We start from the raw sequence: 24,782 nt of genomic DNA, 5'->3' as shown, positions 1-24,782 counted from the left end.
CCGCTGCCGATGATCGGCTGAATCGCGTATTGGCGGTTTTCCGCCAAGACCCTAGTTTAATGCCGGTCAGGGAGGCGTTCCCGCGATTCTGCGTGGTCGTTTCCCTAGGCGCTAAAGCAGGGAGAGTGCATGCTGACGAAATCGACGCATGGCCTGAAGGATGTCGCCGAAGGGCTGCTGCGTCCGCTGAACCAGACGGAGTTGAAGCTGGCGCTGGCCGACCTTCAGGAGGCCGGCAGACACGAGCCGTCGGTGGCTGCGATGCTGAAGACGGAAAGCCCGCTTCGCGATTTCATTGCGGCCGTGCTGACGCTGTCGCCTTATCTGCGCGAGGTCGTCAATCTCGATCCCGCCATCCTCGCTGGTGCCATCACCGAACCGCTGGAGCCGCAGATCGAGGCACTGGTCGCCGAGGCGCGGCGCTGCTGGCGGCGGGACGGCGAGGGGGCGGCGCCTTCGGAATCCGTGGTGATGAGCAGGCTGCGCATCATCAAGCGCAAGGTGGCCTTCCTCGTCGCACTCGCCGATCTCGCGCGCATCTTCGACGGCCGGGCGACGACGGCCTGGCTGAGCGAGCTTGCCGAAGCTTCGGTTGCCGCCGCGATCGACCATCTGCTGCTTTCGGCGCATGAGGGTGGAAAGCTGCGGCTGCGGGATTTGGCGGCACCGAGCGACGGCTCCGGGCTGATCGTGCTCGGCATGGGCAAACTCGGCGCATCCGAACTCAACTATTCCTCCGATATCGACCTCGTCGTCTTCTTCGACGAACAGGCCGGCATCGTGCCTGACCCGGATGACGCGATCGAGGTCTTCCCGAGAATGATGCGGCGGCTGGTGCGCATCCTGCAGGAGCGGACAGCGGATGGCTACGTCTTCCGCACCGATCTGAGATTGCGCCCCGATCCCGGCTCGACGCCGCTGGCGATCCCGGTCGATGCGGCGATGATCTATTACGAGGGCAGGGGCCAGAACTGGGAGCGGGCGGCTTTCATCAAGGCACGCGCCGTTGCCGGCGACCTCAAGGCTGGCGGCGATTTCCTGCGTGGCCTCGCCCCTTTCGTCTTCCGCAAATATCTCGATTACGCGGCGATTGCCGATATCCATTCGATCAAGCGGCAGATCCATGCGCATAAGGGCCACGGCGCCATTGCGGTCAAGGGTCATAACGTCAAGCTCGGCCGCGGCGGCATTCGCGAGATCGAATTCTTCGTCCAGACGCAGCAATTGATCGCCGGCGGCCGCATGCCGGCATTGCGCGGCCGGTCGACGGAGGAGACGCTCGGAGAACTCACCAAGGCGAAATGGATCGACGCTGAAACCCGTGACGAATTGACCGAGGCCTACTGGTTCCTGCGCGATGTCGAGCATCGCATCCAGATGGTGCGCGACGAGCAGACCCACCTGCTGCCGGAGACGGATGCCGACCTGAAGCGCATCGCCTTCATGATGGGCTTTTCCGACACGCCGAGCTTCTCCGAACGGCTGGTCGACGTGCTGAAGACGGTCGAGCGGCGTTATGCCCGCCTCTTCGAGCAGGAGAGCAAGCTTTCCACCGAAACCGGAAACCTGGTCTTCACCGGCCAGGGCGACGATCCGGATACGCTGGAGACGCTGAAAAAACTTGGCTTCACCAGGCCATCCGACATTTCCCGCATTATCCGCACCTGGCACTACGGCCGCTACCGCGCGACGCAATCGGTGGAGGCGCGCGAAAGGCTGACGGAGCTGGCGCCCGAACTTCTGCGCGTCTTCGGCGAAAGCAAGCGTGCCGATGAGGCGCTGCTGCGCTTCGACAGCTTTATCTCGGGCCTTCCCGCCGGTATACAGCTCTTCTCGCTGCTCGGCAGCAACCCGGCGCTCCTGTCGCTGATCGTCAACATCATGTCCTCAGCCCCCCGGCTTGCCGAGGTGATCGCCGCCAAGCCGCATGTCTTCGACGGCATGCTCGATCCCGGCCTGATGGCCGAGCTGCCGACGCGTGATTATCTCGGCGAGCGGCTGAAGAGCTCGCTTGCCCAGGCCCGCCACTATGAAGAGGTGCTCGACCGGCTGCGCATCTTCGCCGCCGAGCAGCGCTTCCTGATCGGCATCCGCCTGCTCACAGGCGCGATCAACGGCGTGATGGCCGCACGCGCCTTCACCCATCTCGCCGACCTCATCATTGCGGCGGCACTCGAGGCCGTGGTAGGCGAGATGCGGGTAGCACACGGCGACTATCCCGGCGGGCGCATTGCGGTCGCCGGCATGGGCAAGCTCGGCAGTTTCGAGCTGACGGCCGGTTCCGACATCGATCTGATCCTGCTCTATGATTATGACGATGCGGCCTTGGAATCCGATGGGCCGAAGCCGCTCGATGCGACGCGTTACTTCACCCGCATCACCCAGAGACTGATCGCCGCCTTCTCGGCGCCGACGGCAGAAGGTGTGCTTTATGAGGTCGACATGCGGCTGCGCCCATCCGGCAACAAGGGGCCGGTCGCCACTCGTATCAATGCTTTCGGCAAATATCAGCGCGAAGAGGCATGGACCTGGGAGCACATGGCGCTCAGCCGCGTCCGGCTGATTTGCGGCAATGAGAGCCTGATCGCCGAGGCGGAGCTTGTCGTTCGCGAGGTGCTTTCGGCCGATCGCGATATTGCCAAGGTGGCGCATGATGTCGCCGAGATGCGCGAACTGATCGACAAGGAAAAGCCGCCCTCCGGCCCGTGGGACCTGAAGCTCATTCCCGGCGGCGTCATCGATCTCGAATTCGTCGCCCAGTATCTCGCACTGATCGCACCGACCAGGGGCGTCGGCATTGCCGTCAACGGGATGAGCACCGGCGAGGCCCTGAAGGTGCTTGGCGAGCCGCTGATGGCCACCGCCGATCTCGACATATGCCTCGAAGCCTTCACGCTTTATACCGGCCTTTCGCAACTGATCCGCCTCTCCATCGACGGCCTGTTCGATCCGAAGGACGCGCCGGCAGGCCTCGTCGAACTCGTCTGCCGCGCCGGTGACTGCCCTGACATCAAGACGCTGGAAGCGGAGGTGAAGCGGCTGTCGAAAGCAGTTCGGAAAATATTCCTCAATGTCGTGAAAGCCTGATCTCACACCAGATGGAACGACCGCGAGGATTATCTCGAGCATGATCTGTCGGATTCTCGTTTAGCCGACCGTCTTCAGGACAAAGCTATGGAGAACACCCATGACGATTACCATTACCGCCTTTGAACGGTCGCCCGATCGCGGCAGAGGGCTGGCCCGCGACATGCGCGTTCGCTGGGCGCTCGAAGAAGTGGGTCAGCCTTACGACGTGCGTCTTGTATCGTTCAAAGAGATGAAGGAACCTGCGCATCTCGCGCTGCAGCCTTTCGGGCAGATCCCGACCTATGAAGAAGGCGATCTCGCTTTATTCGAGTCCGGCGCCATCGTCTTCCATATCGGCGAGCGCCATGCGGGCCTGCTGCCGGACGATGCGAATGCCCGGGCGCGCGCGCTCACATGGATGTTTGCCGCGCTCAACACGGTGGAACCACCGATCTTCGACCGCGCCCTCGCCAGAATCCTCGAGCGCGACGAGCCTTGGTACGAGCAGCGCCTGCATGCCCTCGAGGTCAGTATCCGGAAGCGGCTGGACGATCTTTCCCGTCGCCTTGGCGATGCCGACTGGCTCGACGGCGCGTTCAGCGCCGGCGACCTGCTGATGGTGACGGTGCTGCTCAGACTGAAAGGATCGGATATATTGGACCACTATCCGAACCTTTCCGCCTATGTCGCCCGCGGCGAAGCGCGGCCGGCATACAAGCGTGCTTTCGCCGCTCAGCTGGCGGTTTTCACCGCAGCATCGACCAGCTGAGATCACAGGTTGTTCTTTCTTCAGGGAAACCGGGGGCGCCAGCGACTTTCCGGCTTAGCTCATTGGCCCGGACGGCGTCGCTTCGAGCTTGAAGGCTACGCGGATGACCTTGTCGAGCCATTCACCCTTTCCGTCATTCTGCAGACCAAGTCCAAGGGCCAGACGATCCAGCTCCGCCGTGCCGGCAACGATAGCCCGTCCCGCCCCGTCGCGCTGCATCGTAAACGGGACCGACACAGGCACCGTCACACCGCGGACAAGGACATTGCCCTTGCCGTAATAGGCCTCGCCCGCCGTTTCGAAATGGTCGAGCACAACCTCCACCAGCGGATGGGTCGCCGTCTGCAGGCCGTCGTCGCCGCCGATATTGGGCCTGACGAATGAATTATCGAAATCGATGGAGGCGGCGTCGATGACAATCCGCGCCTTGGCGGCGCCAAGATTGTCCGGATCGAATTCGATGAATGCGTCCCATTTTCCGATCGTGCCGGCAGTCGGCGTTCCGGAGAAATTGATCGTGTAGGTCAGTGCAGACATCGTTTTATCGATCACCCAGCCGGATGGCGATGCTTCAGTCGATCCAAGGTCCGCGGCATTGACGGATGTAGTGCCGCCCGTTCTGGGGATCAACAGTCCGCCGCCGATAAAGCACAGTGCCAGCACGACGGAGACCAGCACGCCGATTGCGGAGGAGGGCATCCGGCGCAGCCAGCCGAAAGGGATCATTCGCGAAAAGGACGGCATCCGGTCGATCACCGAATGCTTGAGCGCCCCGGCCACATGCAGAACCAGAAGCAACCCGAAACCATAGGCCAGAATGACATGCGCATTCTCGGACGCGGCCTCAACTGTTGCGCGCATCGAGGTCGGAATGGGCAGATGTGGCCAGACCAGGGTATCGGAAAGAAACAGAAGGGTGGGAATCCCTGTAGAGGACGCCGACACCAGCAGCCAGCCGGTCAAAGGCACGACCAGCATCAGCGCATAGAACAGTGCATGGACGATGCTGGCCGCGGCCCGTTCCGCCCGTGTCATCGGCGCATGCGCGGGCGGCGTGTGGAACAGGCGCCAGGCGATGCGGGCGATCGTCAAGGTTAGGACCGCGATGCCGAACGTCTTGTGCCACTGAAACATCGCAAAACGCAGCGTATCTGGAAGGCTCTCCACGCGGCTCATCAGAAAACCCATGGCAAGCTGGGTCAGGATGAGCGCAGCGATGAGCCAGTGCAGGATCATTGCACCCATACTGTAGGCCCGGACCGAATGTGTAGCTGACATGGGTGACTTCCAGTTGTCGCAATGGGAGCGCAAAACAGCCGGCGCAACCCGACGATGTCGGGCTGCACCGGCAACGAACACTTACTGAGCGACGAACTCGGTTTCGATCGTCAGCTTGACGTCGTCGCTGACAGGACCCACCAAAGCGGCGACACCGAAATCGGAGCGCTTGATCACTCCGGTTGCTGAAAAGCCGACGGTCGGCTTCTTGGACATCGGGTGCGGGTTGAGCGCCGCGTTCAGGGTAACGTCGAGCGTGACGGGCTTGGTGACGCCGTGGAACGTCAGGTCACCGGTGACGGTTCCGGTCTTGCCGTCCTTGACGTTGATGGCCGTTGAAACGAAGGTGATCTCGCTGAACTTGGCCGCATCGAAGAACATCTCACCGGCAATCTCTGCATTAAAGCTCTTGTCGCTTGCCGGATAGTTTGTGCTGACCGAAGCCGGATCGATGGTTGCCGTCAGTTTCGACTTCGTAACGTCCGCAGGGTCGAGCTCGAGCGTCGCGGAAATCTTGTCGAAGCGGCCGATATAGTTGGAAAGGCCGAAATGGACGACGCTCCACAGAACATTGGTATGGGTCACATCCGCCTGATAGGTGCCGGCAGGAACATCGATCGTCTGCGCATATGCAGTGGAGGACGCAAGTGCCAGGACACCGGCAACGAGGGCGGACTTAATGGAAAACATTGATGATCCTTGAATTGTTTCGACAGCACATTGCGTGCAGCATTTCCCTAGCGGGCGCTCAGCCCTAGCGAAACAGCGACAAACTGTTCGACATTTGTTGACAATCGGGGGAAGTGCGGTAAGCCACTGTTTAAAAGAGACAAATTTGCGGGATCAAGAAGGAGCAATGAAAAGTGAGGACGGCGTGATCGTCGTTTTGCGCTTCTTTTCTGAGAGAACGGTGATGCCTCAGCCTTGTGAGCCGCCTGCTCGACATTTTGATGCCTGTCGCACGCCTGTAATAGTGTAACCTTAGGTTAGAATGGCTCCAGACTTGGGGTAAATCTTAACTTGGAGGCGAGCCAATGAACGAGCATATTTCCCAGAAGATCTTCCCGACGACGCAGCTTGAAGACGCCGATGGCGACGGCCACAACATGAGCGCCAATCCGACGATGGGCGAAATCATCGGCAAGCGCTTCTCGCGCCGCAATTTTCTGCAGGGCTCGCTTGCCGTTTCGGCGATTGCCGCAACTGTCAGCCCGATCGCGCTCATGAGCGCCGACGAGGCGCGCGCCGCTGACAACAAGGGCTCCGCCTTCAACTTCTCCGAAGTGGAAGCCGGCGTCGACGACAAGCATCACATTGCGGAAGGCTATAATGCCGATATCCTGCTGCGCTGGGGCGATGCCGTGCTACCGGGCGCTCCCGAGTTCGACCCGACGAAGCAGACGGCCGATGCGCAGAGCAAGCAGTTCGGCTACAACAACGACTATGTCGGCTTCATTCCGCTCGAAGGTTCGTCCGAGCACGGCCTGCTCGTCGTCAACCACGAATATACGAACCCGCATCTGATGTTCCCCGGCCTCGTCCAGGTCGTCGACGGCAAGATCAAGCAAGGCCCGCTGAGCAAGGAGCAGGTGGATGTCGAGATGGCCGCTCATGGCGGCACCATCGTCGAGATCCGCAAGGCGGACGGCAAGTGGCAGGTCGTCGCCGACGGCAAATATAACCGCCGCATCACCGCCAATACGCCGATGGACATTTCCGGTCCGGCCGCCGGCAACGATCGCCTGAAGACCAGTGCGGACGCGACCGGCACCCGCGCCATCGGCACGATCAACAACTGCGCCGGCGGCGTCACGCCTTGGGGCACCTACATCATGGCGGAAGAGAATTTCCACGGCTATTTCTCCGGCAATCTGCCGGAAGGCCACAAGGAAGCCGCCAATTACAAGCGTTACGGCGTTCCGGAAGGCGGCTACGATTGGGCCAATTTCTACGATCGCTTCGATCTCGCCAAGGAGCCGAACGAGCCGAACCGTTTCGGCTGGATCGTCGAGGTCGACGTCATGGACCCGACGTCGACGCCGAAGAAGCGCACGGCGCTCGGCCGCACCAAGCATGAGGGTGCCGAGTCGATCGTCGCCAAGAACGGCAAGGTGGTCTTCTATCTCGGCGACGACGAGCGTTTCGACTATGTCTACAAGTTCGTGACCGACGCTACGTTCAACCCGAACGACCGCGCCGCCAACATGAACCTGCTCGACAGCGGCACGCTCCATGTCGCCAAGTTCAATGAGGACGGCACTATGCAGTGGCTGCCGCTGACCTTCGGCCAAGGCCCGCTGACGGCCGAGAACGGCTTCACCAGCCAGGCCGACGTGCTGATCGAATGTCGCCGCGCCGGCGACGCGCTCGGGGCTACCAAGATGGACCGCCCGGAAGACGTCCAGCCAAACAGCGTCAACGGCAAGGTCTACGTCATGCTGACCAACAACACCCGCCGCAAGGCCGACCAGGTGGACGCCGCCAACCCGCGCGCGGAAAACGCCTTCGGCCATATCATCGAGATCTCCGAAAACGACGGCGACTTCACGGCCACCTCAGGCAAGTGGGAAGTGCTTCTGAAGTGCGGCGATCCGTCCGTTGCGGCCGTCGGCGCGACCTTCTCGACTGAAACGACCAAGAACGGCTGGTTCGGCATGCCCGACAACTGCGCCGTCGATTCCGCTGGTCGCCTTTGGGTGTCGACGGACGGCAACAACAACAAGGCCACCGGCCGCACCGACGGTCTGTGGGCCGTCGATACGGAAGGAGCGGCGCGTGCCACGTCGAAACTGTTCTTCCGCGTGCCGGTCGGCGCCGAAATGTGCGGCCCCCTCTTTACGCCGGATGACCAGACCGCCTTCGTCGCCGTGCAGCATCCCGGCGATGGCGGCGAGGACTGGCCGGGTCACGGCCGCCCGTCCTATTACGAGGACCTTTCCACCCGCTGGCCGGACTTCAAACCCGATATGCCGGTGCGGCCCGCGGTCGTCGCCATCACCAAGGCCGGCGGCGGCAAGATTGCCGTCTGACGGCATAAAACTCGGTCGAGCCCCAACTATAGGGCAGTGAGACTGCCAGGCAGCTGTGAAGACCAGTTAGGGGCCGGGATGAGCGCATCATCCGGCCCCCTTTTCAAGCGACGCGCGGGCGACTCGGGCGTGGTCGCAAGGTTTTCGAGTTAGATAACAGCGGTACTGGGTTATGTCCGACACCTAGATATCGTCGGGAATGCGCAGCGAGATCACGGTGCCGACCGCTTCGCGTGAGCGGATCTTCATGCGGCCGCCATGCAGCGAGGTCAGCGAGCGGGAGATGGCGAGCCCGAGGCCGGAGCCGCCCTTGCTCTTGGCATACTGGCTCTGCACCTGTTCGAAGGGCTGGCCGATCTTCGACAGCGCCGAGCGTGGAATACCGATGCCGGTGTCGGCGATGGTGACGACGACGGCGCCATCGACGCGGCGGGTGCGCACGGCGATGCGGCCGCCATTGTCGGTGAACTTCACCGCATTGGAGAGCAGGTTGAGCAGCACTTGTTTCATCGCCCGGCGGTCGGCCATCAGCGTCAGGCCGGAGCAGATGCGCTGTTCGATGACGATGTTCTTTTCAGCCGCGGGCATGGCGGTGAAGCGCAGGCTTTCCTCGATCAGCGGCACAAGGTCGATGCGCTCGCAATGCAGCCTGACATGGCCGGCTTCGATCTTCGACATGTCGAGAATGTCGTTGATGACATTGAGCAGATGTTTGCCGCTGTCATGGATATCGCGGGCATATTCGTCGTATTTCAGCGAGCCGAGCGGCCCGAACATCTGGTTCTGCAGGATTTCCGAGAAGCCGAGGATGGCGTTGAGCGGCGTGCGCAGCTCATGCGACATGTTGGCGAGGAATTCCGATTTCGCCTTGTTGGCGGCCTCGGCGCGTTCCTTCTCCGCCTGGTAGTTGGCGTTGGCCGTCGAGAGCTCGGCTTTCTGGCTCTCCAGCGTCTGGCGCGAGGCGGAAAGATCGCCGATCGTTGCCATCAGCCGGCGCTCGGATTCGCGCAGCCGCTCCTGATGGCGCTTCATCAGCGTGATGTCGGTTCCGACGGAGACCCTGCCACCGTCGCGGGTGCGCCGCTCGTTGATCTGTAGCCAGCGCTCGTCGGCGAGCTGCACCTCCGTCGTACGCGAATAGCCAGAGCCGTCGGCATCGGAAATCCGCCGCTCGATGACAGGCCGGGCGGCGGCGGCATTGACGGTCGAGCGCTCGGTGCCGGGCACGAGCACGCTGTCCGGCAGGCCATAGGCCTGCTGGAAATGCGTGTTGCACATGACCAGCCGATCGTTCTTGTCCCAGAGCACGAAGGCTTCCGAGGTGCATTCGATGGCGTCGGCGAGGCGTTGGTCGGCTTCTGCGTAGCGCTGAGCGAGCCGATGCTGTTCGGTCACGTCCATGGCGATGCCGATCAGGTGCATACGGCCGGAATTGCTGCGGATCACCTGGGCACGCGCCCGCATCCAGACATAGTGGCCGCCGGCATGGCGCATGCGGAAGATCTGATCGACCTGGCCGGAAGCGCCCTTGCCGATGGCGCGCGCGATCTCGTAGAGCCCGCCGTCATCGGGATGCATCAGTCGGGCGGCTTCGCCGAAACCCATCGTCTTGTCGGAGCCCGGCAGGCCGAGCATGTCGTACATCGAGCGCGACCAGAAGAATTCGCGGTTCTCGAAATCGAAGTCCCAGAGGCCGCAGCGGCCGCGCGACAGCGCCGTCTCGACGCGCAGGTTCGATTCCAGGAAGATGTCGTCGGCGTCGCGGGCGCGCTTTACCTGCGTGTAATAGGCATAGAGGATGACGAGCAGGATGGAGGAGATGCCGGCAAACAGCGTGACGTTGAGCGCCAGTTCCTCGCGCCAGAGCTGGTCGATCTCGTCGAGCGAGGTGGCGGCGACGATATAACCGCCGGCATTGCCCATCAGCGTGATCTCGGCATAGTGCGGCACGCCGCCGATCGTCGTTTCGATGACGCCGGCGCGATCGCCGAAGCGGCGGATCGCCGAGACCTCGGGGAAGAAATCGCCGACGTTGCTGCCAACATGCGAAAGCCCGGCGGTGGTCGCCGCAAAAACCTTGCCGCTTGCCTGCACGAGCAGCACAAAAGCGCCGCTGTCCAGCCGATCCTGCGGCAGGTATTTGGCGAGGCGGGCCTGCGCCCCGGTGATATCGCCGCTGTCGAAGATGTCGGCCGCATCGGCAAACACCGCAGAGGCGGTCGCCGCCGAAAGTGCGGTGGCGTGGCGCGCCGAGGCCTCCAGCCGCCCGTATTCGCTCATCATGCCGAAGAAATGCGAGGCGGCAACGACGGAGAGGAAGGCGACGATCAGCGCCGGGATGGCCCGCTTCAAGACCAGCTCGGCCTTCGGCAGATAACGGAGAAGTGGTTCCGATGTCGCATGGCCGGAAAGGCTGTCGCGCCAGGCTTTGAGCCCGTCAAAATCGACACGCAGCCGTCCTTCGGCCACGGTTGCCCGCCGCACGTCCATCATCTCTTCGCCTTGTCCCTCATGTGATTCGCGCGCCGCTCGCTCGAACCTGACCTAGAGAATCATGGGTGATTCGCCTTGTCCAGAGGCAAAGGTAAAAATCCGTTAACTATTTATAATTTCGGGTTTTTCCAGGTGATTCGAGGTGCTGGGCGACCGGCCGCCGAATTTCTCCTGATGGCCGGTCGAATCAAATTACCCTTTAAGCGTGCGCTCAACGATATCGCGCACGTCGGTCGAAAGATCGGCGGCCCGCTCGATCTCGATCAGCGCCGAGCGGGCATGATCGGCACGCACGGATTCGAGCGAGCGCCAGGAGCGCATCGAGGTGAGGATGCGGGCGGCAAGCTGCGGGTTGCGCCTGTCGATATCGAGAATCTGATCCGCGAGGAAGCGGTAGCCTTCGCCGTCGGCGCGGCCGAATCCGGTCGGGTTGGCAAAGGCGAAGGTGCCGACCAGCGACCGCATCCGGTTCGGATTGGTTCGCTTGAAGAGCGGATCGTCCATCAGGGCGCGGACCCGTCCCAGGGTTTCGGCACCCGGAATGCCGGCCTGGATCGCGAACCATTTGTCGATGACGAGCGCATTTTCCGCGAAGCGGTCACGGAAGGTGGCGAGCGCCTCGCTCGTCTCCGCGCTGTCGGGAAAACGATGGGCGAGGATCGTCAGCGCATGGCTGAGATCGGTCATATTGTTGGCCGCATGGAAGGCAGCCTTGGCGCGGGCCGGCGTCTCTTCGGCATGCGAGAGGTAGGTGAGGGCGCTATTGCGCAGCGCCCGCAGGCCGGCGCTTTTCGCATCCGGGTTGAAATCGCCTGATGTCGTCATCGCTGCGTAGAGGCCGGCAAAGACATCCTTTCCGGCATCGGCGATCTGTTTCAGGACCGCCTGCCGGCCGGCATGGATGGCATCGGGATCGTTGTTGCCGCCGAGTTCTCGGGCGATATCGGATTCGCTCGGCAGAGCCAGCGCCTGGGCGCGGAAGGCGGGCTCGAGGCTCTCATCGGCGGCCGCCGCAATCAGCGTCTCGACGAAGGTCGCCTCGCAGATGACAGGCTTTCCCTCGCGGGCGTCGCGGGCCGCTTTCAGCAGGTTCGGCAGCGCCAGATCGGTCAATGCCTGCCAGCGGGCGAAATGATCGGTCTCATGGCGGGCGAGACGGGCAAGATCGGCCGGGCTCTGATCGAAATGCAGGTTGATCGGCGCCGAGAAGCTGCGGTTGATCGAAACGACCGGCCGCGACCCAACACCATGGAACACGGCCGTCTGCGTGCGGCCCGTGAGATGCAGCACCTCGCCGGCATATTCCGCGCCGTCGACCGAGGTCGGCTCGATCTTGCCGCCGTTTTCGCCAAACAGCGCGAGGCTGAGCGGAATATGCATCGGCTCCTTGCTCGGCTGGCCGGGTGTTGCCGGGATCATCTGTTCGAGCGACAGGGTGAAGCTGCCGGCCGCCGCATCATAGCTGCCCGATGCGGTGACGAGCGGCGTGCCGGCCTGATGGTACCAGAGCGAAAATTGTGTGAGGTCGCGTCCGCTTGCATCCTCGAAGCATTTGACGAAATCTTCGATCGTCACGGCCTCACCGTCATGGCGGTCGAAATAGAGGTCCATGCCTTTCTTGAAGCCGTCCTTGCCGAGCAGCGTCGCGATCATGCGCGTGACTTCGCTGCCCTTTTCGTAGACGGTCGTCGTGTAGAAATTATTGATCTCACGATATGTCGTCGGCCGCACCGGATGGGCGAGCGGGCCGCCGTCCTCCGGGAACTGCTCCGATTTCAGGTGGCGCACTTCGGCGATGCGCTTGACGGCGCGCGAACGCTGGTCGGAAGAGAATTCGTGGTCGCGATAGACCGTCAGCCCTTCCTTGAGGCACAGCTGGAACCAGTCGCGGCAGGTGATGCGGTTGCCGGTCCAGTTGTGGAAATACTCATGCGCGATGATCGTCTCGATATTGGCATAGTCGGCATCGGTGGCGATCTCCGGATCGGCAAGCACGTATTTGTCGTTGAAGACGTTGAGGCCCTTGTTCTCCATCGCGCCCATGTTGAAATCGGAGACGGCGACGATCATGAAGATATCGAGATCGTATTCGCGGCCGAACCTTTCTTCGTCCCACTTCATCGAGCGTTTCAGCGCGTCCATGGCGTAGGCTGCGCGCGGCTCCTTGCCGTGCTCGACATAGATCTTCAGCACCACCTCACGGCCGGACATGGTCGTGAACGTGTCTTCGACGGCGCCGAGATCGCCGGCGACGAGCGCAAAGAGATAGCTCGGCTTCGGATGCGGGTCGAACCAGGCTGCGAAATGTTTGCCGGGGCCGTAGCCGGCGCCGCCGAGGAAGTTGCCGTTCGACAAAAGCAGCGGGTTGGCGTCCTTGTCGGCGATGATGTTGACCGTGAATGGCGCAAGCACGTCCGGCCGGTCGGGGAAATAGGTGATGCGGCGGAAACCCTCCGCCTCGCACTGTGTGCAGTAGATGCCGCCGGTGCGGTAAAGGCCCATCAGCTTGGTGTTGGCCTCAGGGTTGATGACGGTGGTGATCGTCAGTTCGAAGGGCGCGCTCTCCGGCAGGTCGCGCACCGTCAGGCTTTCCGGTGTTGCGTCGTAATGCGAATGGTCCAGTTCCACCTGGTCGAACAGCAGCCCCGTCAGCGTCAGTTCGTCGCCGTCGAGAACGATCGGCGCTGCCGGATCGGCGCCCGGGCGACGATGAAAGATCAGACGCGCCTCGACCTTTGTCTCCGTCGGGTCGAGTTCGAAGGTCAGGTCCACACGTTCCAGCACGAAGTCGGTGGGACGGTAATCTGCCAGATGAATGACCTGGCCGGTATCTGTTCGCATGGTGTTTCCTGAAGACCGTTATTTGACAATCGCGAATACAGAGGCGGGCGCACTCTGCCATAAATTTTGCCGGGGATGATTACATTAAAGTCTGAACTAAACTTAAAGCAAATTGCCCGCGAACACCAAGTTCGCGGGCAAAATATCTTATTGGCAACGGATGAACACGGCCGCGGGGAGAAGGGTGCTACTTCAGATTGAGGGCTGCCTTGATCGTCGCGTCGTTTTCCGTCTGCTGCACGACGACGCCGTACCAGCCGAGCCCGTCGTAATCCTCGTAGCCGAGGGTGCGCGCGAAGGCGACGATCGAGCCATTATTGTCGTAGTAGCTGCCTTTCGCCTGACCGGACGGATTGGCGAGGGCGAAATGGGAAAAGAGTAAGGCGGGATTGGTGGTAGCGATGACCCGGCTCTTGCCGTCGAGCAGCATGACCGTCGTTCTTTCCGCCAGCTGCGGTGGCAGGTTGGCCTCTTTCTCGACGATCGCCTGGCCCTGGTTCTGCCAGTCGAAATAGACGCCGAGCGTGCCGATCAGCCGCCCGTCGAGCTTGCCCTCTTCGCGGATGCCTGTGGCGTAAACGAGCGCATGCCTGGCGTCGTGCAGTGGGCTCGCTTTGACGTCGTCGACGATATAGGCGTCACCGGAGGAGCAGGCCGACGCCGCGCGGAACCACGGATCGCCGGCAAGGCTCGTGCTGACGATCTTGCGCTGGAACTTGGGATTGGCGGATGCGATCACCTTGCCCGAGAGATCGGTCATGACGAGATCGAGATAGACGGTGTAGAAGCGGTTGATGGCGCCGAGACGCTCCGCCGCAAAGGCGACGGTTTCCCGGCTCGGGTTCTGCAGCGCCTGCCAGAGCGCCGGGTCCGTCGCCCACCAGCGCACATCGGCCGTGCGTTCGAAGAGATTGCGGACGATGAGCTGCACCAGCGTCTGCGCCAGATCGGTCAGGCGAACGCCCTCCATCTCCTCGACCAGCGAATCGGCCATGGCGCGGCTGAGGCCGATGCGGCCAAGCACGTTGCTTTCGAACCTGCCGGTGATATCGGTCGCGATCTGCGCCAACCGCTGCACCTCGTTGGCAACGACGGCAAAGCCCTTTCCGGTCTCGCCGGCTCTGGCCGCCTCGATCAGCGCATTGATCGCCAGCAGCTTGATCTGCTTGACGATATGGGTGTTGTCGGCGCTGAAGCGCTCGAGGTCGGTGCTGATACCGTCGGTGACGACGCGCATGGACCGCGGTGTCGCATTCTGCGACTGGGCAATGGTTTCGGCGCTAAGCGGCTTCATCAAATGGGATCCTGGAAGGAACGGACAATTGTTTGTGTGGTGAAGAAAATTTCGAGATCAGCGATAAAAACGATGCTTGCCTATGGTTTTCAATTGGTTAACGGCTAGCCCCGAGAGATGAACATTTTCGGGGTGAATGGCTCAAAACGGGAAATTTCAGAGCGGTGGCGCATAAGCAGCACGGTTGAGCCTGCCACTGACGGCGTTTTTGTGATTCTCTCAAGTTGCTTGCGGTTTTTTCGCCAATCGGGTTTTTCTTTCGCTACGATGGAAGGCGCCACCTGCTGCGTTCCCGAGTCGAACGCGTCTCCCCGTTCCGGTTAAGTCAGTATCAAGAGCCAGGATCATGCACTCGGTTCTCAGAAACCCGATGAGAGGCATTGCGCTGAAAGTCTCGTCGGTCGTGGTCTTCCTGGCCATGCAGACCTTCATCAAGCTGGCGGGCTCGGACATTCCGCCGGGTCAGGTCACCTTCTGCAGGTCGTTCTTCGCGCTTTTCCCGATCATGGCCTATCTGGCCTATAACAGGCAGTTGCGGGCTGCCTTCTACACGGCCAATCCAATCGGTCACCTGAAGCGCGGCACGATCGGCATCTTGTCGATGGCTTTCGGTTTCTACGGCCTGCTGCATCTGCCGCTGCCGGAGGCGATCGCGCTCGGCTACGCGTTGCCGCTCGTCGCCGTCATCTTCGCCGCCGTTTTTCTCGGCGAGGCCGTGCGCATCTATCGCTGGAGCGCCGTCCTGGTCGGCATCGTCGGCGTCGCCATCGTTTCCTGGCCGAAACTTACGCTGTTTCGCGATGGCGGCATGGAAGCAGAACAGGCCGTCGGCGCGCTCTGCGTGCTGTTCTCGGCCGTTCTCGGCGGCGTGGCGATGATCCAGGTGCGCCGCCTCGTCGAGGAAGAGAAGACGGCGACGATCGTGCTGTATTTCTCGATCACCGCCTCGGTGTTCTCGCTGGCTTCTCTTCCCTTCGGCTGGCTCATCCTGGCATGGCCGGCGGCGCTTTATCTGATCGCCGCCGGTTTCTGCGGCGGCGTCGCGCAGATCCTGCTGACGGAAAGTTACCGCCATGCCGACGTCTCCACGATCGCGCCGTTCGAATATACCTCGATCCTGCTCGGCGGCATCGTCGCCTACTTCGTCTTCGGCGACGTGCCGAGCGTGTCCATGCTGATCGGCACCGTCATCGTCATCGCCGCCGGCATCTTCATCATCTATCGCGAGCATCAGCTGGGCATCGAGCAGAGAGAGGCGCGCAAGGCCACGACGCCGCAAGCCTGACGCCTCTAAGCGCATGTTATCAAGGTTTTAACGCGGGGATTGCGGTGGTTTGAAACTTGCGCTCAAAGAGTGAAAAGAATGGTGAATTCTTGGGATACCGCCGGTCTGCGGAATATGATTGTTGAACATGAGAGAGTATCATTTATTCCAAGCTGTGCATGTCTGAATGGCCGCTGATGCCGGAGGAGCTCTCGGGTGTCGTTGCTCCGAACGCTGGCCGGCGAGTGGAGGTGGAGAAGAGCATAATGGCATTCACAGCGGAGCAATTGGTGGGGAACTCTTCCTTTCTGATGAGCATTCGCTTTTTGGCCGGGCAGATGCGCGGCATGTTCGATGCCGGCCCGCGACTGGCGCGACTGCTCGCCTCCCATCAACGCTGGCTTCTGACTCAGACGGCCTATGCCCTCCACCTGGAATATGATCCGCGCGACCCGACGTCGGGTTTCACTGCCGTTCGGCTGACCGGGCGTATCACCGCAAACAAGGTGGCGAGCCGCAACACCGTGCTCGCCTTCATCGAAGAACTCTATACCTACCGCTTCATAACTCACACGCCCGGCGACGAGCGGCGGCGGCCACGTCATTTCGAACCGGCCGACGTCAGCCATCAGGGAATGTTTGCCTGGATTCACTCCAATCTCGCTGCGCTCGACCTGCTCGACGGCGGTCAAAGGGCAGCCTTTTTCCAAGCAAATCCATCACTGATGCGACTCATTCAGCCGCGTATTGCCCGCCATTGCCTCGAAGATGCCGCCTGGCGCGAACCGCCGGAGCAGGTGGCGCTGTTCCTCTGGACGGAAGCCGGCGGCCTCGTGGTCGACAACTTCATCGCCCGGATGGATGTGGCCCGGATAGATATGGAAAGCAGCGAGCCGGGGAGGTTGTCCGTCGGCCGCGTCGAAACCCGCGCGCTCGCTGCCGATTTCATGATGTCGCGCACCCATCTGCAGCGGCTGCTGGCAAAAGCGGCGCAGCGCGGCTGCGTCGGCTGGCATGACGAGCCGCGCAAGACGCACCTTTGGATATCGCGGGATTTCGTCGAGGAATATTGCGCCTGGCAGGCGGTCAAGTTCGCCTATGTCGACGAAGCCTTCGAATGGGCAAAGGCCCAGATCGAGGAAATGGCCGTTTGACCAGAGCACTTCCAGCAAAAGTGCGCAGCGGTTTTGCGTCCGGAATGCGCGAAAACAACGAGATAGAGCATTTCCATGACTCGGAAATGTTCTAGAGAACGATCGAGGCAGCGCCTGCGCCAATGCGCGTGCCGACATCGGCCGGCTTGACCGAAAGCTCGCGCTCATATTCCCGCGCGGCGCAGACCGCGACGCGGATATGCTCGAAGGTTTCGATGTTGCGCAGAAGCGATTTCAGGATCGTCGACATGTTGGGGTACTCTTGATACGAAGGGCAGGCGAGGCGCTTGCCGCGCTGCGCGTCTTTTTAAGACGCGCAAAGGACGCCGCGACACGTTGAATTCCTGCTCAATATTGCTGGAAGTCCGAGAAAATCGCGTTCGGGCGCGCCGTGCGGCTGTTGGTGCCGGTGCCGCGTGCAATCATCTGTTCGTTCGTGGCAAAGCCGAAACGGCTGTAGCCTTGAGTTGAACGAATCTGGTCGCCGGCGAGGCGAAGGGTTTCAAACCCGCTATGGATAGGACGAAAACGCTTGTTCATGGCCTTGGTTCCTGTGATTCCTCCCAAGACACAGCTGATATTGCGATGCAGCATAGATTCCGCAATGCATCACGGCGGGATACAGCCATGCGAAAAACGCATAGATTGATTCACAAATTATTCAACTTTGGCTAATTTCTTAGCAAAGAGAGGGACTTAAGCTTCGCCTGAAAAGCCAGCAGGTCATTCCAGGCCAGCCGCTTGTTTACAGGTGCGGTTAACAGATCCTGCGGATGCAGGCTGGCTATGGCAGGAATGACACAGTCCGCAGCGGCAATCTCCTTCCAACGGCCGCGCAACCCGTGAATCGTATCGTTTTCGCCGAAGAAGAAGCGCGCCGAAAAATTGCCGAGCAGCAGGATCGCCTTCGGTTCGGCAAGCGCGATCTGCCGCTCGATGAAGGGTCGGCAGATATCCATTTCCGCCGCCGAGGGCGCACGATTGCCAGGTGGTCGCCAGGGGATGACCTGCGTCAACAGAACGCCCGAGCGCGTCAGCCCGATCGCCGCCAGCATCTTGTCGAACAGCTGACCGGATTTTCCCGAGAAGGGCAAACCCTCGCGATCGTCTTCGGCGCTCGGCGCCGAGCCGATCACCATGATCCCGCTCTCGGCATCGCCGCTGGCAAAGATGGTCGAGCGGGCGCTGTGCTTGAGGTTGCAGCCATTGAAGGCTTCGATCGCGGTCTTGAGTTCGGCGAGCGATCGCGCGGTTTCGGCGACGAAGCGCGCCTGCTGCACCGCCTCGCCATCCGGGATTGCCGGTTGCGGACCGGATGCTGCGCGTTCGGCAGGCGCTGGGCGCGCCGCTGCATTTGGACGCACCGGTGCCTGACCTGGGGCAGGGCGTTCCCCTGCGGCGGGACGTTGCTGCTGCGCCGGTGCCGCCGCCGGGCGGCGGGCGGCCTTCATCGCCTCGAACTCGGCGAAGCGGTCGATCGCCTCTTCCTCCAGCAGCCATTCCACGCCGGCATCCGCATGGAAATGCAGAAGCGCTGCGAGCTCGGCTGGGGAAAGGTCGTTGGCGGAGATCATGCGGCAAGCTTAGCGGAGTGACAGGGGCATTGAAAGGGCGGCCGGCAGATTGCCCGCCCTTGCAGGCTCTATTGCACCGTCCATTGCGCGATGTCGCCGCGTTCGCCGATCAGCGCCAGGCCATGGGCGATCGACAACAGCTCGCCGCCGCTTTCGATCCGGTCGCGCTCGAAGCGTTCGGTAAAGATTCGGCGCACCGCCGGCACGAAGGAGGTGCCGCCGGTCAGGAACACCTTGTCGATCTCCGACGGTTTCGTTTCGGTCTTGTCGAGCACGTCGTCGAGTGCGCCTTCGATGCGGGCGAGATCATCGGCGATCCAGCCTTCGAAATCGCTGCGCTTGATGCTGCGATGTCCGCCGCGACCAAGCGGCGCGAAATCGAAAGGCGCTTCCTCGGATGCCGAGAGTGCCATCTTCGTCGCCGACACCGCCTGATAGAGCGGATAGCCCTCGTCATGATCGATCAGGTCAATGAAGATTTCGAGTTTTTCCGGTTCCAGGCTGGTGCGCACCAGCTTCTTCAGATCCTCGAATTCGCGCGTCGTCTTGAAGATCGACAGCTGGTTCCAGCGGCCGAAGCTGGAATAGTAGTTGGACGGCACTTCGAGGATCTTGTCGAAGCTTTTGAAATGGCTGCCCTTGCCGATCAGCGGCGCGACGATGTTGTCGATCATCCTGTAGTCGAAATGGTCGCCGGCCACGCCGACGCCGGAATGGCCGATCGGCGTTGCCGTCAGCTTGCCGGCGACGGTCTCGAAGCGGACCAGCGAATAGTCGGTGGTACCGCCGCCGAAATCGGCGACCAGCACGGTGGCATCCTGCTTCAGGTTCTGCGCGAAGTAGAAGGCGGCAGCGACCGGCTCGTAGACATAGTGGATTTCGGGAAAGCCGAAGCGCGACAGCGCTTCATTGTAGCGCTCGGTCGCCAGCGCCGGATCGGGACTGGCGCCGGCAAAATGCACTGGCCGGCCGGTGACGATGCGGCTGACATCCGAAGGCCAGTGGTCGCCGGCATAGTTGCGCAGGCGCCTGACGAAAATCTCCATCAGATCTTCGAAATTATGCCGCTTGGCGAAAATCAGCGTGCCCTGGAACAGCGCGCTTGCGGCAAAGGTCTTGATCGACTGCAGAAAGCGACATTCGCCGGGATTGTCGATGAATTGGCGGATCGCCGCATGGCCTGCTTCCACCTTCAGCACTGAGGCGCCGAGCTGGGCATCCTTCATGAAGGAAAGCGCCGTGCGCATGCTGTCTGCCGTACCCGCCGTGCTCGTGAACGCCATCGAGCGTGTCGCCCCACCATCCGCCATGGCGAGAACCGTATTCGTCGTGCCGAAGTCGAAACCCAGCGCCTGAGCCATGCCCGCACCTCTTCATGCCGATTGTTATTGGAGACGGAGCATCGCTCCGCGGGGGCGTGCGAACGCCCGGATCAAGGAGGGCGGGTGATGCCACAGAGGCGTGACACATTCAAGAGGAGCGGACGTTGATGTGATCGCGGGCGCACTTCTTCTCCCGGTTGGAAGAAGAAGTGCGCCGCAAGGGTCAATCGGCAATGCCGAACTTAGAGGGCCGTCATCACTCGGCAGCCATTGCCCTTGCCTCCTGTACCTCCGGCTCCTCGACCTTTTTGTGGCCGATGAGGCGGCCGAGGAAATTGCCGAAGCGGTCCATCTCGACGAAGATGACCGGGGTGATGAAGAGCGTCAGCATCTGCGAGACGATCAGGCCGCCGACGACGGCGATGCCGAGCGGCTGGCGCAGTTCCGAACTTGCGCCGGTGCCGAGCGCGATCGGCAAGGCGCCGAGCAGGGCGCAGAAGGTGGTCATCATGATCGGTCGGAAGCGTCGCACGCAGGCCTCGTGGATCGCCACCGTCGCCTTTTCGCCGGTCGTGCGCATGGTCTCCACCGCCACGTCGATCATCATGATCGCGTTCTTCTTGACGATGCCGATCAGCATCAACAGGCCGATAAGGGCGATGATCGACAGGTCGAAACCCATCATATCAAGCGCCAGCAGCGCACCGAAGGCCGCCGCAGGCAGGCCGGAAAGAATGGTGAGCGGGTGGATGAAGCTCTCGTAGAGCACGCCGAGCACGACATAGATGGTCAGCACCGCCGCCAGGATGAGGTATGGCGTATTGCCCTGAGACTGCTCGAAGATCTGCGCTGTACCGCCATAGGAGGTGAAGACGTCGGCCGGCATGCTCATTTCCGTCTTGATCTGGTCGATTGCCGCCGTCGCGTCGCTGAGCGAGACGCCTTCCGGCAGGTTGAAGGAAACGGTGGTCGAGACGAGCTGGTCCGTCTGGTTGATTGTCACAGGGCCGACCGTCCGCTCGACATGCGCGAAGTTTGAAAGCGGCACCAGGCTGCCATTGGCCGAGGCGACACGGATCTCCGAGAGCTTCTGGTCGTCCCAGGGCTTGCTCGTGTCATATTCGACGATGACGTCGTAGCTGTCGCCGGTAGACTGGATTTCCGCCGCTGCATATCCGCTGAAGGATTCCTGCAGCGTCGTGCGCAGCGTGTCATTGTCGATCCCGTAGGCGGCTGCCCGCTCTGTATCGATGACGATATTGGCCTGCAGCGCGTTGTTCTGCGCGTCCGAGGTCACGTCGGTGAACAGCCGATCCTTGCGCATCGCCGCCTGGATCTTGCCGGCCCACAGGTTGGTCTGATCAGCACTCAGCGCCTGCACCACCAGCTGATACTGGCTGGCGGTCTGGCGGCCGCCGAAGCGCAGGCTCTGGTTCGGCGTCACGAAGGCCTGCAAGCCGGGGATCTTGTTGATCGCCGTGCGCAGTTCGCGCAGCGTCTGGTCAAGCGGCGGACGCTCCTTCTTGTCCTTGAGTTCGACGAACATAGAGCCGTTGTTCTGCGGCTTGTTGGGGTTGCCGCCGATCGTCGACATCACATGGTTGACCGCCGGGTTCGCTTTCACGACGGCTGCCGCCTGCTGCTGCAGCGCCGACATCGCGGAATAGGAAATGTCCTGCCGGGCCTGCGTGCTGATCGTCAGGCGGCCGATATCCTCCTGTGGGAAGAAGCTTGTCGGCAGCGTCATGAAGAAATAGATCGTCAGTGCCACCGAGGCGAGGAAAACGCCGAGGATCGTGGGGCGGTGGCGAAGGCACCAGCCGACAGCCCTGTCATAGCCGCGCAGCGTCCGTTCGAAGCCGGCATCGAAGATGCGGATCATGAGCGGCGGGCGGCTCTGGTGGTTGGACAGACGCGAGGCGAGCATCGGCGTCACGGTCAGCGAGACGATTGCCGAGGAGATGATCGCAATCGCAACCACCATGCCGAATTCGTTGAACACCCGGCCGACAACGCCGCCCATCAGCAGGATCGGGATGAAGACCGCGATCAACGAAACCGACATGGAAATGATGGTGTAGCTGACTTCGCCCGCACCCTTGATCGCCGCTTCCCGCACCGGCATGCCTTCCTCGACATGGCGCAGGATGTTCTCGAGCATGACGATGGCGTCATCCACCACGAGCCCCACCGCGAGCGTCAGCCCGAGCAGCGAGATGTTGTCGATACTGTAGCCGAGCACATACATCATGCCGAAAGTCGAGATCAGCGATAGCGGAACGGCAAGCCCGGGAATGATCGTTGCTGTCGCGTGGCCGGTAAAGAGGTAGATGACGAGAACGACGAGGCCGATCGTCAGGAGCAGTGTGAACTTCACATCGGAGATGGCATCGCGAATCGGCTTTGCTGCGTCATTCATGACGACCGTGTTGACCGAGGGCGGGATTTCGGCGTGAAGCTGCGGCAGCTTGGCGTTGATCGCATCGACGACATCGACCGTATTGGCATCCGGCTGGCGCTGGATGGCGAGGATGATGCCGCGTTGGCCGTCATACCAGCTGCCGGTATATTGGTTCTCGACACTGTCTTGCACATCGGCAATATCGCCGAGGTGGATCGGCGCGCCGTTCGGATTGGCAATGACGAGCGAACGGAATTGTTCGGCACTGGTGCGCTGCGTGTTCGCCGTGATGGTCATGCTTTGCGAATTGTTCTGCAGCGTTCCCACAGGCTGCTGGCTGTTGGCGGCAGCAAGCGCCTTGTTGACGGTATCGATGCCTATGCCGCGGGTCAAAAGCTTGTTGGGATCGACCTCGACGCGCACGGCATAGGTCTGCGCACCGTAGACGCTGACCTGGGCAACGCCTGGAAGCGTCGAAAGCGACGGCGAGATGATGTTCTCGGCGATGTCGTCAAGCTTGCTGCGCGGCATGGTGTTGCTCTGCACCGAGAGCAGCATGACAGGCGCATCGGCCGGGTTCGTCTTGCGATAACTTGGCGGTGTCGTCAGATTGTCGGGCAGTTGCCGGGTCGCATGCGAGATCGCCGCCTGCACGTCGGCTGCGGCCGCGTCGATATCGCGGTTGAGGTCGAACTGCAGCACGATGCTGGTGCTGCCGAGCGAACTGGAGGCGCTGATTTCGGTGATCCCGGGAATGGTCTCGAACTGCTTGATCAGCGGTGTGGCAACCGAGGTCGCCATCGTCTGCGGCGAGGCACCGCTCAACTGTGCCGAAACGTTGATGGTGGGAAAGTCGACCTGCGGCAGGGCCGCGACGGGTACGAGCTGATAACCGGCAAGACCGGCCAGAATGACGCCGATCGCAAGCAGCGTCGTCGCGACGGGGCGCTGGATACAGAAATTCGGGATCATTGCTGAGCTCCCACCGCGATTGTCTCGGAGGGCTGCTGTTGCCGAGGCTCTTCGGCGGAGGCGACATCAAGCGCCTTTTCGTCGAACTGCTCGTTGATCGCCTGCTGGTCGCTGAGCTGGCCCTGGCCCTCGACGACGACGTGATCGCCTGCCTGAAGACCCGATTCTATGGCGGTGAAGCCGCCATTTGCGCGGGCAACGGTAACGGCCGTCAGCTGCGATTTGCCGTCCTTGGCGACGAAGGCAAAGAAACCCTCCGGGCCGGGGCTGACGGCAACCGTTGGCACCACCACCTGCTGTTCGTCATTGTTGAAATGCACCACGATGTTGACCGACTGGCCGGGCCAGAGCGCGCCGGAGGCATTCTCGAATTTCGCCTTGGCGAGGATCGTGCCCGAGGCCGTATCGACCGTGTTGTCGTAGAAGCTGATCTCGCCTTTTCGCACTTGCCCCTTGGTGGAATTGGGGGCGGTGCTGACCTCGACCGGACCGCTTGCCAGAGCGCTCTTCAGCTCCCGCAGATAGCGCTCCTGAAGGTGAAATTTCACATAGATCGGATCGTATTTCGCGATGGTGACGATTGCCGCCCCCGCACTGAGAAAAGCGCCCTTGCTGACGGCGATATCGCCGAGCCGGCCATCGAAGGGAGCGCGGATATCGGTGTGCTCGAGCAAGATCTGATCGGAGGCAAGCGACGCCTTGTCGGCATCGACCGTGGCCGCAGCGGTATCGCGGGCGGCGACCGCCTGGTCGAGGCTCTGCTGGGTGCCGGCCTTCTGGTTGAAGAGGTCCTGCGCGCGCGTCAACGCGGTCTCGGCTTCCGAAAGGGTTGCCGCGTCTCGCACGATCATCGCATTGTCCTTGTCGACGGTCGCCTTGGCCGTCCGGTCGTCCAACTTGGCGATCAGGTCGCCGGCTTTGACGGTCGCCCCGTCCTGTGCATCGATGCTGACGATCAGGCCCTGTTCCTGGGCGGCAATGGTCGTATTGTCATCGGCATCGGCCCAGCCGGTCGCCGTCACATCCATCGGCAGCGTCGTTTTCACGGCTGCAACAGTCTTGACGACGGTTGGGCCGCCGCCGCCCCGTTTGCGGCCGCCGCCCTGATGTTGGCCACCGTCTTGCGCCGGATTGGCCTGCTGATCGGCCTGTGTCTGCTGCCCGCCGCCATTGCCGCCGGCCGGCTGCTTGATGAACTGCGAGAGGTAGGGAATTCGGGAGGCATAGGGGATCAGATTCCCGAATTGCCAGACGCCGATGGCGGCAATTGCGATAACGCTGACGGTGATCCAAAATTTCTTCATGGGCGAGAACCGGTCTTG

Annotated in this window: 16 protein-coding genes; 5 read left to right on the top strand and 11 right to left on the bottom strand. The window is 61.8% G+C overall.

Annotated elements, in window-relative coordinates; genetic code table 11:
* Nucleotides 1–129: 129 nt before the first annotated feature.
* Together OIU37_RS12065 and OIU37_RS12060 are read left to right on the top strand one after the other, a co-directional pair.
* Nucleotides 130–3,087 (top strand): bifunctional [glutamine synthetase] adenylyltransferase/[glutamine synthetase]-adenylyl-L-tyrosine phosphorylase, encoded by a 2,958-nt coding sequence (locus tag OIU37_RS12065; RefSeq protein WP_180693363.1) that lies wholly within the window; start codon nucleotides 130–132, stop codon nucleotides 3,085–3,087.
* Between the two features lie 100 nt (nucleotides 3,088–3,187).
* A complete protein-coding gene (locus OIU37_RS12060; protein ID WP_264257578.1) occupies nucleotides 3,188–3,838 on the top strand; it encodes a glutathione S-transferase family protein in 651 nt (216 codons plus the stop codon).
* Between the two features lie 54 nt (nucleotides 3,839–3,892).
* Here the strand turns inward: OIU37_RS12060 and OIU37_RS12055 are convergent, their stop codons facing one another.
* Together OIU37_RS12055 and OIU37_RS12050 are read right to left on the bottom strand one after the other, a co-directional pair.
* Nucleotides 3,893–5,116 carry a cytochrome b/b6 domain-containing protein gene (locus OIU37_RS12055; protein WP_264257577.1) on the bottom strand — a complete coding sequence of 408 codons (1,224 nt, stop codon included), beginning with the start codon at nucleotides 5,114–5,116 and terminating at the stop codon, nucleotides 3,893–3,895.
* 81 nt (nucleotides 5,117–5,197) lie between these two features.
* Nucleotides 5,198–5,806 (bottom strand): YceI family protein, encoded by a 609-nt coding sequence (locus OIU37_RS12050; protein WP_168313563.1) that lies wholly within the window; start codon nucleotides 5,804–5,806, stop codon nucleotides 5,198–5,200.
* A 344-nt stretch (nucleotides 5,807–6,150) separates the two neighbouring features.
* Here OIU37_RS12050 and OIU37_RS12045 point away from each other — a divergent pair, with 344 nt between their 5' ends.
* Entirely contained in the window at nucleotides 6,151–8,145 is a 1,995-nt protein-coding gene (locus OIU37_RS12045; protein WP_180693360.1) for a PhoX family phosphatase, read from the top strand.
* Between the two features lie 183 nt (nucleotides 8,146–8,328).
* On the opposite strand, the gene OIU37_RS12040 is transcribed toward OIU37_RS12045, so the two are convergent.
* The 3 genes from OIU37_RS12040 to OIU37_RS12030 form a co-directional block, all read right to left on the bottom strand.
* The gene (locus tag OIU37_RS12040; protein WP_264257576.1) at nucleotides 8,329–10,638 is read right to left on the bottom strand and encodes a PAS domain-containing sensor histidine kinase; all 2,310 of its coding nucleotides are present in this window, start codon (nucleotides 10,636–10,638) and stop codon (nucleotides 8,329–8,331) included.
* 192 nt (nucleotides 10,639–10,830) lie between these two features.
* Nucleotides 10,831–13,479: an aminopeptidase N gene (gene pepN, locus OIU37_RS12035; RefSeq protein WP_180693358.1), complete on the bottom strand. Its 2,649-nt coding sequence runs from the start codon at nucleotides 13,477–13,479 to the stop codon at nucleotides 10,831–10,833.
* 187 nt (nucleotides 13,480–13,666) lie between these two features.
* Complete coding sequence (locus OIU37_RS12030) at nucleotides 13,667–14,773, bottom strand: methyl-accepting chemotaxis protein (protein WP_168309702.1); 1,107 nt, start codon at nucleotides 14,771–14,773, stop codon at nucleotides 13,667–13,669.
* A gap of 346 nt (nucleotides 14,774–15,119) precedes the next feature.
* Here OIU37_RS12030 and OIU37_RS12025 point away from each other — a divergent pair, with 346 nt between their 5' ends.
* Nucleotides 15,120–16,058: a DMT family transporter gene (locus OIU37_RS12025; RefSeq protein ID WP_180693357.1), complete on the top strand. Its 939-nt coding sequence runs from the start codon at nucleotides 15,120–15,122 to the stop codon at nucleotides 16,056–16,058.
* A 245-nt stretch (nucleotides 16,059–16,303) separates the two neighbouring features.
* Entirely contained in the window at nucleotides 16,304–17,191 is an 888-nt protein-coding gene (locus tag OIU37_RS12020) for a hypothetical protein (RefSeq protein ID WP_319004718.1), read from the top strand.
* Between the two features lie 91 nt (nucleotides 17,192–17,282).
* On the opposite strand, the gene OIU37_RS12015 is transcribed toward OIU37_RS12020, so the two are convergent.
* The 6 genes from OIU37_RS12015 to OIU37_RS11990 all read right to left on the bottom strand — a co-directional run bounded on the left by OIU37_RS12015 (nucleotide 17,283) and on the right by OIU37_RS11990 (nucleotide 24,764).
* On the bottom strand, nucleotides 17,283–17,441 hold the full coding sequence (locus OIU37_RS12015; protein ID WP_180693355.1) for a hypothetical protein: 159 nt from the start codon (nucleotides 17,439–17,441) through the stop codon (nucleotides 17,283–17,285).
* A gap of 98 nt (nucleotides 17,442–17,539) precedes the next feature.
* Complete coding sequence (locus tag OIU37_RS12010) at nucleotides 17,540–17,731, bottom strand: hypothetical protein (protein ID WP_180693354.1); 192 nt, start codon at nucleotides 17,729–17,731, stop codon at nucleotides 17,540–17,542.
* 131 nt (nucleotides 17,732–17,862) lie between these two features.
* The gene (locus tag OIU37_RS12005) at nucleotides 17,863–18,765 is read right to left on the bottom strand and encodes a uracil-DNA glycosylase family protein (RefSeq protein WP_180693353.1); all 903 of its coding nucleotides are present in this window, start codon (nucleotides 18,763–18,765) and stop codon (nucleotides 17,863–17,865) included.
* A gap of 68 nt (nucleotides 18,766–18,833) precedes the next feature.
* Nucleotides 18,834–20,126: an Hsp70 family protein gene (locus OIU37_RS12000; RefSeq protein ID WP_264257574.1), complete on the bottom strand. Its 1,293-nt coding sequence runs from the start codon at nucleotides 20,124–20,126 to the stop codon at nucleotides 18,834–18,836.
* A gap of 217 nt (nucleotides 20,127–20,343) precedes the next feature.
* Nucleotides 20,344–23,460: an efflux RND transporter permease subunit gene (locus tag OIU37_RS11995; RefSeq protein ID WP_264257573.1), complete on the bottom strand. Its 3,117-nt coding sequence runs from the start codon at nucleotides 23,458–23,460 to the stop codon at nucleotides 20,344–20,346.
* Nucleotides 23,457–24,764 (bottom strand): efflux RND transporter periplasmic adaptor subunit, encoded by a 1,308-nt coding sequence (locus tag OIU37_RS11990; protein ID WP_168316709.1) that lies wholly within the window; start codon nucleotides 24,762–24,764, stop codon nucleotides 23,457–23,459. The genes OIU37_RS11995 and OIU37_RS11990 overlap by 4 nt, the downstream gene beginning before the upstream one ends.
* Between the last annotated feature and the right edge of the window lie 18 nt (nucleotides 24,765–24,782).

The sequence above is a fragment of the Rhizobium sp. BT-226 genome, assembly GCF_025847085.2.
GTDB lineage: Bacteria > Pseudomonadota > Alphaproteobacteria > Rhizobiales > Rhizobiaceae > Rhizobium > Rhizobium sophorae.
This window is presented reverse-complemented; position numbering and strand designations above follow the sequence as displayed.

Bases quoted from the DNA above. Each gene is read 5' to 3' on its own strand.
- OIU37_RS12065 (WP_180693363.1), top strand. From the start codon at position 130: ATGCTGACGAAATCGACGCATGGCCTGAAGGATGTCGCCGAAGGGCTG.
- OIU37_RS12060 (WP_264257578.1), top strand. From the start codon at position 3,188: ATGACGATTACCATTACCGCCTTTGAACGGTCGCCCGATCGCGGCAGA.
- OIU37_RS12055 (WP_264257577.1), bottom strand. From the start codon at position 5,116: ATGTCAGCTACACATTCGGTCCGGGCCTACAGTATGGGTGCAATGATC.
- OIU37_RS12050 (WP_168313563.1), bottom strand. From the start codon at position 5,806: ATGTTTTCCATTAAGTCCGCCCTCGTTGCCGGTGTCCTGGCACTTGCG.
- OIU37_RS12045 (WP_180693360.1), top strand. From the start codon at position 6,151: ATGAACGAGCATATTTCCCAGAAGATCTTCCCGACGACGCAGCTTGAA.
- OIU37_RS12040 (WP_264257576.1), bottom strand. From the start codon at position 10,638: ATGATGGACGTGCGGCGGGCAACCGTGGCCGAAGGACGGCTGCGTGTC.
- pepN (WP_180693358.1), bottom strand. From the start codon at position 13,479: ATGCGAACAGATACCGGCCAGGTCATTCATCTGGCAGATTACCGTCCC.
- OIU37_RS12030 (WP_168309702.1), bottom strand. From the start codon at position 14,773: ATGAAGCCGCTTAGCGCCGAAACCATTGCCCAGTCGCAGAATGCGACA.
- OIU37_RS12025 (WP_180693357.1), top strand. From the start codon at position 15,120: ATGCACTCGGTTCTCAGAAACCCGATGAGAGGCATTGCGCTGAAAGTC.
- OIU37_RS12020 (WP_319004718.1), top strand. From the start codon at position 16,304: ATGGCATTCACAGCGGAGCAATTGGTGGGGAACTCTTCCTTTCTGATG.
- OIU37_RS12015 (WP_180693355.1), bottom strand. From the start codon at position 17,441: ATGTCGACGATCCTGAAATCGCTTCTGCGCAACATCGAAACCTTCGAG.
- OIU37_RS12010 (WP_180693354.1), bottom strand. From the start codon at position 17,731: ATGAACAAGCGTTTTCGTCCTATCCATAGCGGGTTTGAAACCCTTCGC.
- OIU37_RS12005 (WP_180693353.1), bottom strand. From the start codon at position 18,765: ATGATCTCCGCCAACGACCTTTCCCCAGCCGAGCTCGCAGCGCTTCTG.
- OIU37_RS12000 (WP_264257574.1), bottom strand. From the start codon at position 20,126: ATGGCTCAGGCGCTGGGTTTCGACTTCGGCACGACGAATACGGTTCTC.
- OIU37_RS11995 (WP_264257573.1), bottom strand. From the start codon at position 23,460: ATGATCCCGAATTTCTGTATCCAGCGCCCCGTCGCGACGACGCTGCTT.
- OIU37_RS11990 (WP_168316709.1), bottom strand. From the start codon at position 24,764: ATGAAGAAATTTTGGATCACCGTCAGCGTTATCGCAATTGCCGCCATC.